Source organism: Nocardia brasiliensis NBRC 14402, assembly GCF_000308475.2.
GTDB lineage: Bacteria > Actinomycetota > Actinomycetes > Mycobacteriales > Mycobacteriaceae > Nocardia > Nocardia brasiliensis.
The window spans coordinates 19,653-38,209 of record NZ_BAFT02000099.1 but is presented as its reverse complement, the minus strand read 5'-3'; the positions used below and the strand labels follow the sequence as shown (position 1 = coordinate 38,209).

At 68.8% G+C, this 18,557-nt stretch carries 18 protein-coding genes; 14 read left to right on the top strand and 4 right to left on the bottom strand.

All coding sequences use genetic code 11. The features are described from left to right. Window positions 1-233 precede the first annotated feature (233 nt). The 5 genes from TY25_RS33715 (at window position 234) to der (ending at window position 6,056) form a co-directional block, all read left to right on the top strand. The gene (locus TY25_RS33715; RefSeq protein WP_042263196.1) at window positions 234-1,103 is read left to right on the top strand and encodes a segregation and condensation protein A; all 870 of its coding nucleotides are present in this window, start codon (window positions 234-236) and stop codon (window positions 1,101-1,103) included. A 584-nt stretch (window positions 1,104-1,687) separates the two neighbouring features. Further along, on the top strand, window positions 1,688-2,332 hold the full coding sequence (gene scpB, locus TY25_RS33710; protein ID WP_041563774.1) for an SMC-Scp complex subunit ScpB: 645 nt from the start codon (window positions 1,688-1,690) through the stop codon (window positions 2,330-2,332). Between the two features lie 9 nt (window positions 2,333-2,341). Next, the gene (locus TY25_RS44810; protein ID WP_081869270.1) at window positions 2,342-3,898 is read left to right on the top strand and encodes a pseudouridine synthase; all 1,557 of its coding nucleotides are present in this window, start codon (window positions 2,342-2,344) and stop codon (window positions 3,896-3,898) included. Continuing rightward, a complete protein-coding gene (gene cmk / locus TY25_RS33700; RefSeq protein ID WP_226887414.1) occupies window positions 3,898-4,641 on the top strand; it encodes a (d)CMP kinase in 744 nt (247 codons plus the stop codon). The genes TY25_RS44810 and cmk overlap by 1 nt, the downstream gene beginning before the upstream one ends. An 11-nt stretch (window positions 4,642-4,652) precedes the next feature. Beyond that, entirely contained in the window at window positions 4,653-6,056 is a 1,404-nt protein-coding gene (gene der, locus TY25_RS33695) for a ribosome biogenesis GTPase Der (RefSeq protein ID WP_081594296.1), read from the top strand. 83 nt (window positions 6,057-6,139) lie between these two features. On the opposite strand, the gene TY25_RS33690 is transcribed toward der, so the two are convergent. Continuing rightward, on the bottom strand, window positions 6,140-7,021 hold the full coding sequence (locus TY25_RS33690) for a YobF C-terminal domain-containing protein (protein WP_042263192.1): 882 nt from the start codon (window positions 7,019-7,021) through the stop codon (window positions 6,140-6,142). Window positions 7,022-7,163: 142 nt separating this feature from the next. On the opposite strand from TY25_RS33690, the gene TY25_RS33685 reads away from it, so the two are divergent. Together TY25_RS33685 and TY25_RS33680 are read left to right on the top strand one after the other, a co-directional pair. Continuing rightward, window positions 7,164-7,922 carry an acyl-[acyl-carrier-protein] thioesterase gene (locus tag TY25_RS33685; protein ID WP_042263190.1) on the top strand — a complete coding sequence of 253 codons (759 nt, stop codon included), beginning with the start codon at window positions 7,164-7,166 and terminating at the stop codon, window positions 7,920-7,922. 99 nt (window positions 7,923-8,021) lie between these two features. Further along, window positions 8,022-8,276, top strand: coding sequence for a hypothetical protein (locus TY25_RS33680; RefSeq protein WP_042263188.1), 255 nt, complete (start codon window positions 8,022-8,024; stop codon window positions 8,274-8,276). Window positions 8,277-8,283: 7 nt separating this feature from the next. Here the strand turns inward: TY25_RS33680 and TY25_RS33675 are convergent, their stop codons facing one another. Continuing rightward, a complete protein-coding gene (locus tag TY25_RS33675) occupies window positions 8,284-9,753 on the bottom strand; it encodes a mannitol dehydrogenase family protein (protein WP_042263290.1) in 1,470 nt (489 codons plus the stop codon). Window positions 9,754-9,899: 146 nt separating this feature from the next. On the opposite strand from TY25_RS33675, the gene TY25_RS33670 reads away from it, so the two are divergent. From TY25_RS33670 to TY25_RS33645, 6 genes are all read left to right on the top strand, one after another. Continuing rightward, a complete protein-coding gene (locus tag TY25_RS33670) occupies window positions 9,900-10,862 on the top strand; it encodes a sugar-binding transcriptional regulator (RefSeq protein ID WP_042263187.1) in 963 nt (320 codons plus the stop codon). Beyond that, window positions 10,862-12,220: an ABC transporter substrate-binding protein gene (locus TY25_RS33665; RefSeq protein ID WP_042263185.1), complete on the top strand. Its 1,359-nt coding sequence runs from the start codon at window positions 10,862-10,864 to the stop codon at window positions 12,218-12,220. Before TY25_RS33670 ends, TY25_RS33665 begins: the two co-directional genes overlap by 1 nt. 2 nt (window positions 12,221-12,222) lie before the next feature. Further along, window positions 12,223-13,191: a carbohydrate ABC transporter permease gene (locus TY25_RS33660; RefSeq protein ID WP_106386991.1), complete on the top strand. Its 969-nt coding sequence runs from the start codon at window positions 12,223-12,225 to the stop codon at window positions 13,189-13,191. Next, window positions 13,188-14,030 (top strand): carbohydrate ABC transporter permease, encoded by an 843-nt coding sequence (locus TY25_RS33655; protein WP_014983586.1) that lies wholly within the window; start codon window positions 13,188-13,190, stop codon window positions 14,028-14,030. Before TY25_RS33660 ends, TY25_RS33655 begins: the two co-directional genes overlap by 4 nt. A gap of 14 nt (window positions 14,031-14,044) precedes the next feature. Continuing rightward, the gene (locus TY25_RS33650) at window positions 14,045-15,157 is read left to right on the top strand and encodes an ABC transporter ATP-binding protein (protein WP_042263184.1); all 1,113 of its coding nucleotides are present in this window, start codon (window positions 14,045-14,047) and stop codon (window positions 15,155-15,157) included. Window positions 15,158-15,280: 123 nt separating this feature from the next. Next, window positions 15,281-16,360 carry an amidohydrolase family protein gene (locus tag TY25_RS33645; protein ID WP_042263182.1) on the top strand — a complete coding sequence of 360 codons (1,080 nt, stop codon included), beginning with the start codon at window positions 15,281-15,283 and terminating at the stop codon, window positions 16,358-16,360. 44 nt (window positions 16,361-16,404) lie between these two features. On the opposite strand, the gene TY25_RS33640 is transcribed toward TY25_RS33645, so the two are convergent. Next, the gene (locus TY25_RS33640) at window positions 16,405-17,154 is read right to left on the bottom strand and encodes a helix-turn-helix domain-containing protein (protein WP_043671009.1); all 750 of its coding nucleotides are present in this window, start codon (window positions 17,152-17,154) and stop codon (window positions 16,405-16,407) included. Between the two features lie 302 nt (window positions 17,155-17,456). Here TY25_RS33640 and TY25_RS33635 point away from each other — a divergent pair, with 302 nt between their 5' ends. After that, window positions 17,457-18,278, top strand: a complete 822-nt coding sequence (locus tag TY25_RS33635) for a glycoside hydrolase family 25 domain-containing protein (protein ID WP_042263287.1) — start codon at window positions 17,457-17,459, stop codon at window positions 18,276-18,278. A gap of 19 nt (window positions 18,279-18,297) precedes the next feature. On the opposite strand, the gene TY25_RS33630 is transcribed toward TY25_RS33635, so the two are convergent. Then, on the bottom strand, window positions 18,298-18,489 hold the full coding sequence (locus TY25_RS33630) for a hypothetical protein (RefSeq protein ID WP_029896188.1): 192 nt from the start codon (window positions 18,487-18,489) through the stop codon (window positions 18,298-18,300). Between the last annotated feature and the right edge of the window lie 68 nt (window positions 18,490-18,557).

The following is an 18,557-nucleotide window of genomic DNA, read 5'->3' as shown; positions in this document are numbered from 1 at the left end:
TGTCCCATGATGTCCAGATGCCCGAGGAGCCCGACGCCACGAACCCCGAGCCCCCCTCGGAGTCGACGGCTGCCGAGCAAACGGCACAGTCGCGTCCTCAGGATGTGAGCGACACCGAGGCCGCCGGGGTGTCGAGTGCTGCGCGAGTGCCTGGCGATGCTGGGGCATCGGTTGATGCAGCCGTGCCTGTTGACGCCCAGGCCTCCGGTGGTGCCGCAGGGCCGGGTGTTGGCGTGGGCGCGGGTGATTCGGTCGCGGGCGGGGCACAGGAGACGGAGCAGAAGTCCGGGTTTCATCTGCGGTTGAGCAACTTTCAGGGGCCGTTCGATCTGTTGCTGACCCTGATCAGCTCGCGGAAACTGGATGTCACCGAGGTGGCGTTGCACCAGGTGACCGACGAGTTCATCGCCTACACCAAGGCGTTGACGGCGGCCCTGTCCGACGACGCCACGACGACACTGCGGGCCGACAAGATCCTCGACCAGACCACCGAATTCCTGGTCGTCGCCGCCACGCTGCTCGACCTCAAGGCGGCACGACTGCTGCCCTCGGGGGAGATGACCGACGCCGAGGACCTCGAACTGCTGGAGGCGCGCGACCTGCTGTTCGCGCGGCTGCTGCAATATCGGGCGTTCAAGCAGGTGGCCGAGCTGCTCGGCGAACTGGAGGCGGTCGCGCTGCGGCGGTATCCGCGCGCTGTCGGCCTGGAGGAGCGCTTCGCCGACCTGCTGCCCGAGGTTACGCTGGGAGTTGACGCGCACGAATTCGCCGCGATCGCCGCGGCGGCGTTCCGGCCGCGCCCGGTGCCCAAGGTTGGGCTCGACCATCTGCACAACCACGCCGTGTCGATCGCCGAACAGGCCGCGCTGGTGCTCGAACGGCTGAAGCTGGCAGGCAAAGGTGGTTGGACGACCTTCACCGAGCTGGTCGCCGACTGCACCGTGCCGGTCGAGATCGTCGCCCGCTTCCTCGCGCTGCTCGAGCTGTACCGAGGCAAGACGATCGAGTTCGACCAGCCCGACCCGCTCGGCCCACTGTCGATCAGCTGGATCGGTGACGACGTCCAGACCAGCACCGTGACCATCGAGGAGGACTACGGGTGACCGAGCACACCGACACCCCGGTCTCGGCCCAGCCACAGTCGGAGCCCACCCCACCTCCCGCAGACAGTTCGCCTTCGGCCACTAGTCGCCCCGAGGACCTGGGCTCCGCCGAGGACGCCGCAGTCCCCGCCGACGCAACGTCTTCTGCCGACAACTCGGCCGCTGCGGCGCCTGGCGAGGAAGCCCCCGCCGCCGCGACCCCTGCTACATCGGCCGCCGATGGCTCGGCGGCCGCAGACGAGGAGGCGACGCGCGATGGCGTGGACGCCGCGCCTGCGAAGGACACCCCGCCTGCGAAGGGCTCTGCCAACGGCTCGGCTGGAGCTGGTGCAGTGACGGCTGCTGCCGGTCGCGTGCGCCCCGCCGCGACGGTGCCTGCGGCCCGGGCGGTCGAGGCGACCCTGGGTGTTGCGGGCGGGACTGTTGACGGCTCGGCGGAGGGGGCGACCGACGGGGACGATGCTGTTGAAGGCTCGGGGGCCCGTTCTGCCTCTGCGTCCGACGCGGTCCATGCATCCGACGCGGGCGATGCGTCCGCCGAAAACGTGCCCACGCACGACGCGACACCAGTCGCAGACAACACAGTGTCGGAGTTCACGCCGGAGTTTCTGGAGGATGCGGAGTTTCGGTCGGCGTTGGAGGCGATGTTGCTCGTCGTGGACGCTCCGGCCCCGGTAGAGCAGTTGGCGGCGGCGTTGGACGACACCACCGAGCGGGTGGAGGGGGTGCTGCGCGAGCTGTCGGCGGAGTTGTCGGCGCGGGGGAGCGGGATCGATCTGCGTTTCGTCGGAGACGGGTGGCGCTTCTATACTCGCAGCGAGTACGCGCCCTATGTGGAACGGGTGCTGCTCGACGGCGCTCGCACCAAACTGACGCGGGCGGCCTTGGAAACTCTGGCGGTGGTGGCATACCGTCAACCGGTGACCCGGACCAGGGTCAGTGCGGTGCGCGGCGTGAACGTCGATGGGGTGATGCGCACGCTGCTGGCTCGGGGCCTGATCGCCGAGGCCGGCGTCGACCCGGAAACGAACGGGACGACGTACAGCACGACCGAGCTGTTCCTGGAGCGGATCGGGCTCGCGTCGCTGACCGACCTGCCGCCGCTGGCGCCCCTGCTCCCGGGCGTCGACCTGATCGATGAGATCAACGAGAGCTTGGACACGGACCCCCGTTACACCAAGCTGAAGAAACCCGCCGAGGCCGACTTGGACCTCGGCAGCGAGGATTGACAGGACAAAATGAATACGCCCGCTCGCCGAGATGGCACACCGGATCGTAGGAAACGCAGCGACCAGCCCAGCAGGGGTGGCGCGACGCGAGACGCACGCAGTGCGGCTCGCGGGGGAACAGACCGCGGCAGCGCCCGCGGCGACGGGGGATACCGCGGTACCGCGTCCCGCGGAAACGCCCAGGGCGGCAACGCTTATCGCGGCAACGCCGGCTCGCACCGGGACCGCCAGGACGGCGGCAGTTCGTACCGCGACCGCCAGGAAGGCGGCGGCTCGTACCGCGGCGGTGCTGCACAAGGCGGTTCGTACCGCGACCGTACGGAAGGCGGCTCCTACCGTGGCCGCTCCGACGGCGACAGCTCCTACCGCGGCCGTAACGACAGCGGAAATGCTCAGGGCAACGGATACCGCGGCACCCGCAACGGAACTACGCAGGGCGGCAACGGCTACCGTGGCCGCTCCGACGGTCCCGCGCAGGGCGGCAACGGCTACCGCGGCCGTAACGACGGCGGAAACACCCAGGGCGGCAACGGCTACCGTGGCCGCACCGACGGCTCCGCGCAGGGCGCTTCCTACCGTCCCAGGACCGAAAGCGGCTCCGCGCAAGGTAATTCGGGACGTGGCCCGGGCCAGGGCGGCACCGCCCAGTGGGGTACCCCGCCGAACGGCATCCCGGTGCGCCGGGCCGCCCAGCCCGCGCCGACCGGCAAGAAGAAGAACCCGAAGCCGCAGAAGCAGACGCAGTCCGCTCCGCTGCTCAGCAACGCCAAGCCCGCGAAGCGCCAGCACGTGGAGCCCGCGGCCGCCGAGGGCCACGTCAAGATGCCGTGGGGCGAGGGCGAGCGTTTGCAGAAGGTGCTGGCCAAGGCGGGTGTGGCGTCGCGTCGCGCCGCCGAGGAGATGATCGCGCAGGGCCGGGTCGAGGTCGACGGTGCGATCGTGCGCGAGCAGGGTCTGCGGATCGATCCGCAGGTCGCGGTGGTCCGGGTGGACGGTACTCGCGTGATGGTGCGCGAGGAGCTCGTGCACATCGCGTTGAACAAGCCCAAGGGCTGGCAATCCACCATGTCCGACGATCTGGGTCGTCCCTGTGTCGGTGACATCGTCGCCGAGCGGGTGGCGGCGGGTCAGCGCCTGTTCCATGTCGGGCGTCTCGACGCCGACACCGAGGGCCTGCTGCTGCTCACCAACGACGGCGATCTGGCGCATCGGCTCATGCATCCGTCGTTCCAGGTGTCGAAGACCTACCTGGCCACGGTCAACGGCGAGGTGCACAAGTCGGTCGGCAAACGCCTCAAGGACGGCATCGAGCTGGAGGACGGTCCCGCCAAGGTGGACAGTTTCCAGGTGCTCGAGCTGGGCGAGGGACGTTCTCTGGTGAAACTGGTGTTGCACGAAGGGCGCAAACACATCGTGCGACGGCTGCTGGACGCGGTCGGCCATCCGGTGACCCGGCTGGTGCGCACCAATATCGGTCCGGTCGCGCTCGGCGACCAGCGGCCGGGCACGCTGCGGGTGCTCGGCCGCGCGGAAATCGGCAAACTCTACGAGGCGGTGTCGTTGTGATGGGTGTGGAGATTCCGGTCGAGGCCCCTCGGCAGATGTCGGGGACCGGTCCGCTCGTGGTGGCGATGGACGGCCCGTCCGGTACCGGCAAGTCCAGCGTCTCGCGGCGCGTGGCGACCCGGCTCGGCGCCCGCTATCTCGACACCGGTGCGATGTACCGGGTGGCGACGCTGCGGGTGTTGCGCGCCGGTGTCGAGCTGACCGATGCCGCCGCGATCGGCGCCGCGGTGAAGGAACTGCCGCTCTCGATCGGGACCGATCCGAGCCGTGAGGTGATCCGGCTCGACGGCGAGGACGTGTCCTCGGAGATCCGTGGCGACGCCGTCACCAAGGCGGTTTCCGCGGTGTCGGCCGTGCCCGAGGTGCGGGAGCTGCTGGTCGCGTTGCAGCGCGAAATCACCACGGACGCACAGCGAATCGTGGTGGAGGGCCGCGATATCGGCACCGTCGTGTTGCCGGACGCGGACGCCAAGATCTACCTGACCGCCTCGGCGGAGGCGCGCGCGCATCGGCGCAATCAGCAGAACATCGCCGAAGGCCGCGGCGACGACTACGAGGCCGTGCTCGCCGATGTGCAGCGACGCGACAACCTCGATTCCACCCGCAAGGTGTCCCCACTGCGTCCGGCCGACGACGCCGTGCTGGTCGACACCAGCGACCTGAACATGGATGAGGTCATCGACGAGCTGTACCGCGTTGTCGCGCAGCAGATTTCGGTAGGCCGGACGGGAGGTTCGCAGTGACCGAAGACGTGATGGCCGGCGACGGCATCTGGAGTGACGAAACCGAGTGGGAGCTCACCGATCTCGACGGCGAGTTCGACGGTGAAGAGCTGCTCGCGATGCCCACGCTCGCGGTGGTGGGCCGCCCGAATGTCGGCAAGTCGACGCTGGTGAACCGGATCCTCGGCCGCCGCGAGGCGGTCGTCGAGGACATCCCCGGCGTCACCCGGGACCGAATTTCCTACGAGGCGAACTGGGCGGGCCGGCGCTTCCTGGTGCAGGACACCGGCGGCTGGGAGCCCGACGCCAAGGGTTTGCAGCAGTCGGTGGCGCGCCAGGCCGAGGTGGCGATGCAGACCGCCGATGCGATCCTGCTGGTGGTCGACGCCGTGGTCGGCGCGACCGCCACCGACGAGGCCGCGGTGAAGAAGCTGCGCCGCTCCAAGATTCCGGTGATCCTGGTCGCCAACAAGGTCGACGATCAGCGCATCGAGTCCGAGGCCGCCGCGCTGTGGTCGCTCGGTCTCGGCGAGCCGCGCATGGTGAGTGCGGCGCACGGCCGCGGCACCGGCGATCTGCTCGACGACGTGCTCGCCGTCCTGCCGGAGACGCCGCGGGAGGGCACCGGCGGGGTCGGTCCGCGCCGGGTGGCCCTGGTCGGTAAGCCGAATGTGGGCAAGTCCAGCCTGTTGAACAAGCTGGCCGGCGACGAGCGTTCGGTGGTGCACGATGTCGCGGGCACCACGGTCGACCCGGTCGACTCGCTGGTCGAATTGGGCGGCAAGGTCTGGAAATTCGTCGATACCGCGGGTCTGCGCCGCAAGGTCTCGCATTCCAGCGGCACCGAGTTCTACGCGTCGCTGCGCACCAAGGCGGCGCTGGAGGCGTCCGAGGTCGCGATCATGCTGATCGACGCCTCGCAGCCGATGACCGAGCAGGACCTGCGGGTGATCAGCATGGTCGCGGACTCCGGTCGTGCGCTCGTGCTGGCCTTCAACAAGTGGGATCTGGTCGACGAGGACCGTCGCCTGCAATTGGAGCGCGAGATCGACCGGGATCTGGTCCGGGTGCCGTGGGCGCAGCGGGTCAACATCTCCGCGCACACCGGTCGCGCGGTGCAGAAGCTGGTGCCGCAGATGGAGACCGCGCTCGAGTCGTGGGACAAGCGCATTTCCACCGGTCGCCTGAACAACTGGTTGAAGGAAGTGGTCGCGGCGACGCCGCCGCCGATGCGCGGCGGTCGCCTGCCCCGCATCCTGTTCGCCACCCAGGCGTCCACCCGTCCGCCGACGTTCGTCCTGTTCACCACCGGCTTCCTGGAGGCGGGCTACCGCCGCTTCCTGGAGCGCAGGCTGCGTGAGGAGTTCAACTTCGACGGTTCGCCGGTGCGCATCTCGGTGCGCGTCCGCGAGAAGCGCGAGCGCGGCAAGAAGTAGCAGACCCGCACCCTTTCTGGCTTCCCGCACCCGCTCTGGCATGGCACAGCGGGTGCGGGAAAGCGGAAGGGGTGCGTGGGTTTTCAGGCGAGGGCTGCGCCCAGCCGGTCGTAACCGGGGGCGAGTTCGCGCAGGGTGGCGGCGACCGTGCTGTCGTCGCCCGCCACCAGCGGGTACTGGAGGCTGCCGATCAGGCGGGCCTGCGTCGCGGCGAGTTCCGCCGCCGCGGTGCGGCCGAGCAGCGTCAGGCTCACCGCGGCGTCGATCAGCCGGCGGCTGCCCACGCGGATACCGAATTCGGCCAGCAAGCCCCGGATCTCAGCCGGAAGTCCCCGCGTGACCAGATCGGCGATCGCCGCCGCGGCGTCGGACGCGCCCGCCGTCCACCGGATCGCTTGCGGCATGGACGATGCCAGCGCTTCGACCGGGGACACCTCCCGTTCCCGGACGAAATCCGAGCGCAGCACGAAGGGCGTATCGCTGTAGGTCACCCGCTCGCCCCGCCACGACTCGAGAAACTCCTCGGTCGGCAGCGTCGCGAACGGATGCCCCTGCGGATCGTGCAGCAATACCGTGTCGCCCGCCACCGCCAGCACCACCACGTAGTGGTCCGCTCCGAGCGCGGCTTCGGCACCGGGCCGATAGGTGAGCAACCCGAGATCGAGCGGACCGGCCAGCACCGGCCCCCGCCTGGTCGCGTCCCGCAACCGCTCGAGCGCGGCCGGGGCCGGCCCGCCCGCGCTGCGGGTGCACGACCAACCGAGCAACTCGATCGCGGCACGCACCCCGATCTCCGGGTGCCAGCCGACCGGATCGAAGAACGGCACGGTGCCGCCCTCGAGCTGGACGCCGAACGGCGATCCGGTCAGCGTCTCGATCACCGCGGGAGACGGCGCGTGCGCGCCGAGCAGCATCGCCAGGGAATTGCTGTAGCAGTAGGGAACCGAACCGATGTAAGCGTGCATGGCATCGAGTCAACGAGCTGACACCGTGTGAGGGTCAACCCCGCGGTGTGACGGCCGCGGCCGCGATGCACAGATGTGAGATGCACGACGCGCTGACCGTGCCGCTGCGCGCGCGGGCGGCCGGACCTGGCAGTATCCCTGCATGGTCATTCCCAGCGTGCTGCCGGAAGGTCCGACCACCGGAACCCCGTTCGAGACGGGATGGCCGGTCCGTCTCGCCGACACCGACGGCGAGCAACACCTGCGCCTCGACGCCATCGCCCGCTACCTGCAGGACATCGGGTTCGAGCATCTGGACGCGGTGGACGACGGCGACGCCCATCCCGGGTGGGTGGTCCGCCGGACCGTGATCGACGTGCTGAAGCCGATCCTGTTCGGGGAGCGGGTCACGCTGCGCCGCTGGTGTTCCGGGCTGTCCAACCGCTGGTGCAATATGCGGGTCCAGATCGTCGGCAGCGGCGGTGGCCTGGTCGAGACCGAGGCCTTCCTGATCCATTTCGGCACCGAATCCGGGCTGCCGGCGCGGATGAGCGACCGCTTCATGGCGCCCATGCTGGCCGCCACCACCGAACACCGCCTGCGCTGGAAGGCGGCGCTCACCGAGCCCGCGCCCCGCATCGACGCCGCCGACATCCAGGTGCGTCCCTTCCCGCTGCGGATCACCGACATCGACATGCTCGACCACGTGAACAACAGTGTCTACCTGAGCGGCGTGGAGGAGATCCTCGCCGAGCACCACGACCTGAAGACGGGCGCACACCGCACCGTGATCGAGTACGCGAAGCCGCTGAAGTCCGGTGATCAGGTCGCGCTGGTCGCGCAGCGTACGGGCACCGACCTCGACATCTGGTTCACCGTCGGCGGCGAGACCCACGCCGTCACCCGGGTTCTTCCGCTCTGACTCCGGTCGCACTGGTGCTGGCGATGGCGGCGGCACCAGAAGTCGGGGGCCAGCAATTGGGGGCGTTGGGCGATCGAGTTATCGCACTAGTTTGAGGCCATGCAGAAACTGATTAGTACGGTCTCCCTTCGCACGTTCGCCGTTTGTGCCACGATCGGCGCCGGCGTGGCCCTGGGGCAGGGCACCGCGTCCGCACAGGCGCCCGACGCGCCGTCGATCGCCAGTGGCGCGGATCGGGTCACCGACCCGCACGCACTGGCCGGTCAGTTCGTCCGGGCGCTGAACACCGGGTCCTCCGGGCTGTGCCTGCCGTTCGCGACCGGTAGCAACGCCGGGACGCCGGGCTGCGGCTAGGCGCTGCCTAGCCCGCGAGTTCGGCGACCGTCGCGCGAGCGCCCTTGGCGTACAGCGAATCCAGCGCCGCGACGTACTCGCGCACGAAGCGTGGCTCGTCGATCAGATCGCCGAAAACCTCGCGGTCGCTGAGGAATGCGGTGCGGTCCGTGCGCTGGCGGCGGGCCAGCGGGCCGAGGCGCTCGCGCAGCCGATCCACGATCTCGATCGGTTCACCCTGTTCGTCGGTGCCTTCCGCGTAGCGCGCCCAGCTGGCCACAAGTGCTGCTGCGCAGGTGATCTCGCCACCGTCGGCGAGGCGGCGGCGGATCACCGGCAGTACCCACTTGGGGATGCGGTCCGATGATTCCGCGCAGAGCCGGGCGATGGTGTCGCCGATCGCCGGGTTGGCGAACCGCTCGATCAGCGTCTGCTTGTAGTCGGCCAGATCGACGCCGGGCACCGGCAGCAGGGTAGGGGTGGCCTCGGCGTCCATGTAACGCAACAGGAATCGGCGGAACACCGGATCCAGCGCCGCGTCGTGCACGAGCCGGTAGCCGCTGAGATAGCCGAAGTAGGCCAGCGCCTGATGGCTCGCGTTCAACAGGCGCAGCTTCATCAGCTCGTACGGCGCGACATCGTCGACGAGTTGCACGCCGACCGCGCCGTAGTCCGGCCGGCCCAGTGTGAACGAATCCTCCAGCACCCACTGGGTGAACGGTTCGGTGATCACCGGCCACCCGTCCCGCACGCCGAAGCGCCGCTCGACCTCGGCGGCCGCGTCCGGCGGCGTCACCGGGGTGATCCGGTCGACCATCGAATTCGGGAAGCGCACCTCGGCGGCCACCCAGTCGCCGAGGTCGGCGTCGCGCAGCCGGGCGAACGCGCTGAAGGTTTTGCGGGCGACCTCGCCGTTGCCCTCGATGTTGTCGCACGACAGCACGGTGAACGGCGCGATACCGCGGGCCCGCCGCCGGGCCAGCCCCTCGGTGATCAGCCCGAAGATGGTGGCGGGCACCGCATCCGGGACGAGGTCGGCCTGGATGGCCGGATCCTCGGCGGCGAACTCGCCGGTGGTCGCCGAGATGTGATAGCCGCCCTCGGTCACGGTGAGCGAGACGATGCGAGTGCTCGGCGCCGCCAGTTTCGCCAGCACGGCCTCGGGATCGTCCGGGGCGTAAAGGTATTCGACGATCGAGCCGATCACCCGGGCGGTCCAGCCGCCGTCCGGGGCGAGCACCGACAGCGTGTAAAGCCCGTCCTGCGCGGTCAATACGTCGCGCATCCGGCGGTCGCCGGGTAGCACGCCCACGCCGCAGATGCCCCATTCGCGCGCCTCGCCGCGTTCCAGTAATCGGTCCAGGTACATCGCCTGGTGTGCGCGGTGAAAGCCGCCGACACCGAAATGCACTATGCCGGTGGTGATCTCCGACCGATCGTAGGCCGGTGTCGCGATCCCCGCGCCGAGGTTCCGTAGCGTCGCGGCATCGAGCGGCACGCCTGTGTCCCAAGTCATAACTACCCCACCACTGTTGTGTACGTCACATATCGGATGGTACCCTCTGTGAGCAGGAGATCACATGCTGAGCATATGCTCAGACTCATTGAGGAGGCCATGTGGCCACCGTCCCATCCCGGCCGGGTATGCCGGATGACGTCCGGCTCGCGCTTCGCGCCGCGCAGCTTTATCACTTGGAAGGCGCTACTCAAGCCGAAATCGCGGCCAAACTCGGAGTTTCGCGACCGACCGCGGGGCGGCTCATCGCCCGGGCGCGCGCCCAGGGGTTGGTGCGCATCGAGATCAGCCTCCCGGACGACCTGCGCGACACCGTGCACACCGAGCTCGAACGCGAACTCGAAACGGCGTTCGGTCTGACCGAGGCGGTCGTGCTGCGTGACGTGCCCGATGGTTCGCCGTCCGGCCTGCAGCCGCTGGCTCGCGCCGCGGTCGCCGTGCTCACGCGCCGGTTGCAACCGCGCGACACCCTCGGATTCACCTGGGGCCCAGAGACGATCGCGGTGGCGCACGAGCTGCACACCAAGACGACCCGCTGCACGTTCGTCGTCCAGCTGGACGGGTCGATGACCTCGGGCGACTATCAGACCGGCGTCGAATACACCCTCGGCCGCTGCGCGACCTACTTGCAGGCCACCCCGGTCCGGCTGCACGCCCCGCTCTACGCCGACCCGGCGACTGTCACTGCGCTGGAACAGGATTCGGTGCTCGGCAAGCCGATGGCGCTCGGCCGGCACGCCGAGGTGATGATGTTCGGCGTCGGCACGGTGTCCACCGCGACCACGCTGTTCGAGGGCAGTTACCTCGATACCGCGATCCTCGACGAACTGCGCGGGCTCGGCGCGGTGGGGGAGATCGGCGGCAGATTCTTCCGCGCCGATGGCGGCGATGTCGTGGGATCGCTTGCCGCGCGGACGGTCTCGGTCGCCCTCGACGCGGTGCGCGCCTGTCCCGCCACGTTGCTGATCGCCGGCGGCGCGGCCAAGCACGAAGCCACCCTCGGCGCACTGCGCGGCGGGCTGGCCAAGATTCTCGTCACCGATATCGAGTGCGCGCGGTGGCTGCTGGAGCAGAAGGAGGGTGCGGCCTGATGCGAAGGCACAGCCCGATACGGAGAAACTTACTGGCGCTCGGGATTTCGGCCGTACTGGCCGCGGCGGGCTGTGCGGGCGCCGGCTCGTTCGGCGCCGGCGGCGATACGGTCACCATCGCCATGGTCTCGAATTCGCAGATGCGCGACGCGATCGCGCTGTCCGGGGAGTTCGAACGCGAGAACCCCGGGACCAAGCTGAAATTCATCTCGCTGTCGGAGAACGAGGCCCGGGCGAAGATCACCGCCTCGGTCGCCACCGGCGGCGCCGAGTTCGACGTGGTGATGATCAGCAACTACGAGACCCCGCAGTGGGCCGAGAACGGTTGGCTGACCGACCTTTCCAGCTACGCGCGCAATACGCCGGGCTACGACGAGGAAGATTTCATCCCGTCGCTGCGTAAGTCGCTGTCGTATCGGGGCTCGATGTATTCGGTGCCGTTCTACGGCGAGTCGTCGTTCCTGATGTACCGCAAGGATCTGGTCGAGCAGGCCGGTCTCAGCATCCCGTCCGAACCCACCTGGGAGCAGGTCGCCGCCGCGGCCGCGAAACTGGACGATCCGGCGGCCGGGCGGTCCGGCATCTGCCTGCGCGGCAAGCCCGGCTGGGGTGAATCTTTGGCCCCGCTCAACACGGTGATCAACACCTTCGGCGGCCGGTGGTTCGACGAGAACTGGCATGCCCAGCTCACCAGCCCCGAGGTGGTGCGGGCCGTCGAGTTCTACATCGATCTGGTGCGCACGCACGGCGAACCCGGCGCGGCCACCAGTGGTTTCGGTGAATGCGCCACACAGCTCGCGCAGGGGAACACCGCGATGTGGTACGACGCCACCTCGGCCGTCTCGGTGCTGGAGGACCCCGCGTCGAGCAAAGTGGTCGGCAAGATCGGCTATGCGCTCGCGCCGACCATGCAGAAGCCGAACGCGGGTTGGCTCTACACCTGGTCGCTCGGCATCCCGAAGACGACCGACAAGCCCGACGCGGCATGGAAATTCGTGTCCTGGATGACCAGCAAGCCCTACATCCGGATGGTGGGCGAGAAGCTCGGCTGGTCGCATGTGCCACCGGGCAGCCGTCTTTCGACCTACCAGATACCCGAGTATCGCGAGGCGTCCAAGGCGTACGGGCCGCTCACCTTGTCGGCGATGGCCGGTGTCGACCCGGAGCATCCCGGCGTGCGACCGGTGCCTTACACCGGCATCCAATTCCTGACCATTCCGGAATTCCAGGATCTGGGCACCAGGGTGAGCCAGCAGATCAGCGCCGCGGTCGCGGGACGGATCAGCGTCCGTGCCGCCCTCGACCAGGCGCAGCAGTACGCCGACGTGGTCGGGCGGTCGTATCGAGAAAGTCAGTGACAATGTCGGAAACCACCACCGCACCAGCAGCTTCCGCGCTGCCCGCGCCCGAGTCGGCGCCCCCGCTGGTCTCCCGCCGCGACCGGATCTCCAGGGCCGAGGGCTGGCGGCGGCGCGGACCGCTGCTGCCCGCGCTGATCTTCATGATCGTCGTCACCCAGCTGCCGTTCGTGTTCACGCTGTACTACTCGACCCAGTCGTGGAACCTGGTCCGTCCCGGTTCGCGGCATTTCACTGGCCTGGACAATTACGCGGAAGTGTTCCGCGACAGTCAGTTCCGTCAGGTGGCGTTGAACACCGTGGTCATGATCGTCGGCACGGTCATCATCTCGGTGGTGCTCGGGCTGCTGCTGGCGCTGCTGCTGGATCGGGCGTTCTTCGGGCGCGGCATCGTGCGCACGCTGCTCATCACCCCGTTCCTGGTGACACCCGTTGCGGCCGCGCTGATCTGGAAGACGACGATGCTGGACCCGGTGTTCGGTCTGGTGAACGTGGTGCTGAAACCGTTCGGCGCCGGGCAGATCGACTGGGTGAGCCGCTATCCGCTACCCGCGGTGATGGCCGATCTGGTGTGGCAGTGGACGCCGTTCATGATGCTGCTGATCCTGGCCGGACTGCAGTCCATGCCGCGCGACATCGTGGAGGCCGCCCGGGTCGACGGCGCGAGCTCGTTCGCGGTCTTCCGCGAGCTCACGCTGCCGCACCTGCGCCGGTTCATCGAACTCGGCGCGGTGCTGGGGGCCATCTACCTGGTCAACACCTTCGACGCGGTGTACATGATGACCTCCGGCGGTCCCGGCATCGCCAGCTCCAACCTGCCGTTCTACATCTATCAGCGCGCGTTCCTCGGTTTCGATATCGGTCAGGCGGCCGCAATGGGCGTCATCACCGTCGTCGCGACCACCGTGGTCGCCACCCTGGCCCTGCGCCTGCTGTTCAAGTCCTTCACCGGCAAAGAGGAGGCGGCATGACCGCGCAACAGGTTCCGGTCCGCCGCAGGCGCAGCCGCAGCGGCCTGCTCTGGACGGTGCTCGCCTGGGTGGTCGGCATCGGGTTCTTCTTCCCGGTGCTGTGGATGGTGCTCACCGCGTTCAAACAGGAGGCCGACGCCTACACCGATCCGCCGAAACTGTTCTTCACCCCGACGCTGGACCAATTCGCCGCGGTGCTGGACAGCGGTATCGGCACCACGTTGCTGAATTCCGCCTTCGCCACCGCGATGTCGACGATCCTGGTGCTGCTGCTCGGCCTGCCCGCCGCCTTTGCGCTGTCGCTGCGGCCGGTGCGGCGCACCCAGGACGCGCTGTTCTTCTTCATCGGCACCAAGATGCTGCCGGTGGTCGCGGCGATCGTGCCGCTGTACGTGATCGTCGGCGATATCGGTCTGCTGGACAACATTTGGGCGCTGGTCGTGCTCTACACCGCGATGAACCTGCCGATCGCGGTCTGGATGATGCGCTCGTTCTTCCTCGAGGTGCCGAGCGAGCTGCTCGAGGCCGCGAGCATGGACGGCGCGAGCCTGTGGACCGCGGTGCGCGAGGTGATCCTGCCGCTCGTCTCACCCGGTATCGCCGCGACCGCGCTGATCTGCGTCATCTTCTCGTGGAACGAATTCTTCTTCGCGGTGAACCTGACTGCCGTTCAGGCACAGACGATTCCGGTCTTCCTCGTCGGTTTCATCACCGGCGAGGGGTTGTACTGGGCCCGGTTGTCCGCCGCCGCGGTGCTCTCCGCGCTCCCTGTCGTCCTTGCCGGTTGGATCGCGCAGAACAAGCTCGTGCGCGGCCTGTCCTTCGGCGCCATCAAGTAAGGAACACACCACTCATGGCCACCATTCGTTACGACTCGGCGTCCTGTGTCTACGCCGGGGCCGACAGTCTCGCGGTCGACTCGCTGGATCTCGATATCGCCGACGGCGAATTCATCGTCCTGGTCGGGCCTTCGGGCTCGGGCAAGTCCACCGCGCTGCGCATGCTCGCCGGGCTGGAGGAGATCGACGCCGGTTCCATCCGCATCGACGGCGCGGACATGGTCGGTGTGCCGTCCAAGGATCGCGATATCGCGATGGTCTTCCAGAACTACGCGCTGTACCCGAACAAGACCGTGGGCGAGAACATGGGTTTCGCGCTCAAGATGATGAAAGTGCCGCTGGCCGAACGGAAACGGCGGGTCGCCGAGGCCGCCGAGCTGCTCGGCCTCACCCCGTTCCTGGATCGCAAGCCGGCGAAACTGTCCGGCGGGCAACGGCAGCGGGTCGCGATGGGCCGGGCGATCGTGCGGGAGCCGCGGGTGTTCTGCATGGACGAGCCGTTGAGCAACCTCGATGCCAAGCTCCGGGTACAGACCCGCACCCAGATCGCCGCGCTGCAACGGCGGCTGGGCACCACCACCGTCTATGTCACGCACGATCAGGTCGAGGCGATGACCATGGGCGACCGGGTCGCGGTCCTGCGTGACGGCCGGTTGCAGCAGTTCAGCACCCCGGCCGAGCTGTACGATCGGCCGGCCACCGCGTTCGTGGCGGGCTTCATCGGCTCGCCGTCGATGAATCTGTGCACGGTGGCGCTGGTGCCCGGCGGGGTCGAGATGGCGGGCAGCACACTGGAACTGCCGCGCGAACGGCTGGCCCGCCTGGCCGAGCTCGGCCTGTCCCGGGTGACCGTGGGCATCCGGCCCGAACAGCTCGAATTGCGAAGGGATGCAGAGGGTTTCGAGGTCACCGTGGAGTTGATCGAGGAACTCGGGAGTGAATCGTACGTCTACGCCCGCCCGTCGGGCGCCGCGGTGACGGGTTTGGACGGCGAGTCGTTCCTGTTCGTCGCGCGCTCGGCGATGCGGGCGCCCGCGCGGCTCGCCGAATCGGTGCGGCTCGCGGTAACCGATGCTGCCGCAGTGCATCTCTTCCATCCGGAGACCGGCGCCCGGCTCGCCGACTAGCGCGATCCGACCATGCGCAAGGTGTTACCACTTCGTGTGCGGACAAATGGGTTGACGGCTACTAACGTTCCATGCTGAGCGGTTGCATCCCGCCGCTGACGACTACCCGCACCGGAGGTCCGCGTGACTGTCGAAGCCCCAGCGAACGGGAAAACCGCCTTGCGCAACGTTCGGGTCTTCGACGGGCACAGACTCACCGAGCCGACGACGGTGGTGATCGACGGGGCGGTGATCGGCACCGACCCGGCCGGGGCCGAGGAGGTCGACGGCCACGGGGCGGTCCTGCTACCGGGCCTGATCGACGCGCACGTCCACGTGTCCGGCGCGGAGTCGCTGGACCAGTTGGCCGCGCACGGCGTGACCACCGCGCTCGACATGGCCACCTGGCCGTCCGAGCGCTTGGACGCTCTGCGAAATCGACCGGGTACCACCGACATTCGCAGCGCGGGCGTGCCGATCATCGGCCCGGGCGGGGTGCACGCGCACCTACCCGGCTTGGCCGAGCAGGCCGTCATCCGCGGTGTCGAGGACGCCGAGACCTTCGTCGCCGAGCGGGCCGGTGCCGGGTCGGACTACATCAAGCTGATGCTGGAAGCCCCGGGCGCGGGCGGCCCCGACGCGGCGACGGCGAAAGCGGTGGTGGCGGCCGCGACCGCCCGGAATCTGCGCACCGTCGTGCACGCCACGTCGCTGGCCGCCTACGCCCTGGCGCTGGATATCGGCGCCGACATCATCACGCACGTCCCGATGGACGGGCAGGTACCCGCCGAGGACGTGCACCGGATGGCGACCGAGGGGCGGGTGGCCACGCCCACCCTCACGATGATGCAGGGCATCGCCAAGGCGCAGGGCGTCCTCGGCTTCGCCGACTGCCTCGCCACCGTCGCCGCGCTGCACACCGCGGGCGTCGCGGTGCTCGCCGGCACCGACGCGAACAGCACCCCGGGCGTGCCGTACCAGCCGCCGCACGGTGATTCCCTGCATCGCGAACTGGAACTGCTGGTCACCGCCGGACTCTCTACCGCCGAGGCCTTGCAGGCCGCGACCAGCTTGCCCGCCGAGCATTTCGGGCTCACCGATCGCGGCGCCGTCGCCCCGGGCAAGCGGGCCGATCTCGTGCTGATCGACGGCGACCCCCTCGCCGACATCCACGCGACCCGCACCATCACCAAGGTCTGGTGCGCGGGCATCGCGCACGACTGACCGCGCCGGTGTGGCGTCCGGACCGCGCCGGACGCCAACCGGTTTCACAGTGACATCGCGCCGGTCGACCTGAGCAGCCTGGTGAGGTTCGCGCTCACCAGACCCGCCGCCCGCAGCACCGCCTCCGCGACCGCGGGCACCCGGGGCAGGTCTGCCACTGTCGCCGCCAGCGCGGCGACCACCTCGCCGGACGGTCCGCGGACCGGGGCCGCCACACACGCCAGCCCGAACCGGGTCATATCGGTGTCGTAGGCGAGTCCCCGTTCCCGGGTCACCGCCAATTGCCTGCTCCATTCCCGCTGGGAATAGCCCGTCGGCGGGGTGGTGACGGTACGCCCGATGGCGAGGGCCTGCTCCGCCGCCGTGCCCGGCGGCAGCAGCACGCCCGCGCGCAGCGGAAAGATCTCATCGATCTCGCGCCCGATGCCGCCGATCAACATCGTGTGCCCCCGATCGGTCACGGCGAGACTGAAACCCCCGCGATCCGAGGCCGCGGTCAACTGCCCGAGTGGCCGCGCCGAGGCCGCCCTGAGCAACCGCGCGGGCTGCCAGGTCTGCCCGAGCCGATACACCCGGGGGCCGATCTGATAACGGCCGCTGCGCCGTTGCACCGCGCCCTCCACGACCAACTGGTTGAGCAGCCGGTAGGCCGTGGCCTTCGGCAGTCCCGCGGCCGAGGCCAGCTGTGTCAAGCCGACCTCGTCCCCTTCCGCGAGGACCTCCAACAGGGCGAATGCACCCTCCAATACGCCGCGGCCCCCCATAGCCGCCCGTTCGATCGTCGCTTCGCTCACTCTCTGTCCTCCCATGCAGATAACGCAACGAACCGAGCACGTCGTTCTTATCGCTCGTGGTCCAACAAATGGAACGCCCGGTTCGCTCATCCGACCGTTCGCTTCCGAACCGCGGCCGACCAGCGACAACATTGGTCCGTCGCACCGCATGGGCGCCGGGACATTCCAACTGACGAACAACAGTCTCCGGCGCAGGCCCTTCACCCACGTTTCATCGGCGTCTCACGACGTCGCGAGGGGTGTTCGGCGGAGGCGACCACTACTCGGGGGAAATTTCGGCAGACGAAATCGAGGGAGAACAAATGGTCGACAGCCTCTTCGCGGATGTGTCATATTTTCAGGCGCCGGTGGACGATTCCTACCCGTTCGGCATCCTGAGCTTCCGCTCCAACGACGGTACTTTTCGCGATCCCAACTTCGCCGCGAACTACGACTGGGCTTGTCGCGCGGTCGATTCCGGCCGATTGGCGTGTTTCGTCGTGTACTTCTACTGGCGCCCGAACTGGGACGAGACGGTGCAGGTCCACCGGGACATGGTGGCCCGGGTGGGCGGTCCGCACCCGCGGATGATCACCATGATCGACGTCGAATCCGGGGGCAATCCCGGCGGGGATCATTCCGACGCGCTCAACGCGACCTATTGGAGCGTCGCCGACTGGCTCGGCGACACCCGCCGGGTCATCGGCTACGCGAACAGCGGTGATTTCTTCGGCATGTGGTCGCACCGGCCCGCCGGCCTGCGCATGGTCGGCGCGGGTTACGGCCGCAATCCGAACCTGCCCGGTCAGATCGCGCATCAATACACCGACGGCCAGGGCTACGGCGGCGGCCTGCCCGAGGGCTGCCCGCCGTTCGGCGACTGCGACATGAACATCGCCTACGGCATGTCGCCCCAGGATTTCGCCGCGGCCTGCGGCGTCGGAATAGAGGAGGAATTCATGTCCGCATTGAACGAGTTCGAGCAGCGCGAGCTGCTGGACAAGACGCGCGACATCTGGACCCAGCTGCGTGGGCCGGACGGCCTGGGCTGGGAGCAGCTCGGCAAGAACGAGAAGGGCCAGAACCGCACGCCGGTCGACGCGCTCGCGGCGGTCGAGGAGGCGTTGCAGAAGCCGCGCACCTAGTGCGGACGCGCGCGGCCGGTCAGGCTTTGTGCGGCAGGATGCTCAGCACGAGCACCAGCCCGCCCACGATGCTGGCGCCGGCCGCGACCGTCGCGCCGAGCGAATGCGTCAGCGCCGCGACCGCGATGGTCAGCGCGAGTGAGGTCGCCGCGGCGAGCACCGCGGTGCCCTGTTCGATACCCGCGATCCGGGCCGGTCGTTGTTCGGTCACTGTCTTACCTCTGTTCGAGCCGGAGACGGTGTGCGGCCGGGCAAACCGGCCGCACACCGCGGCGCGGG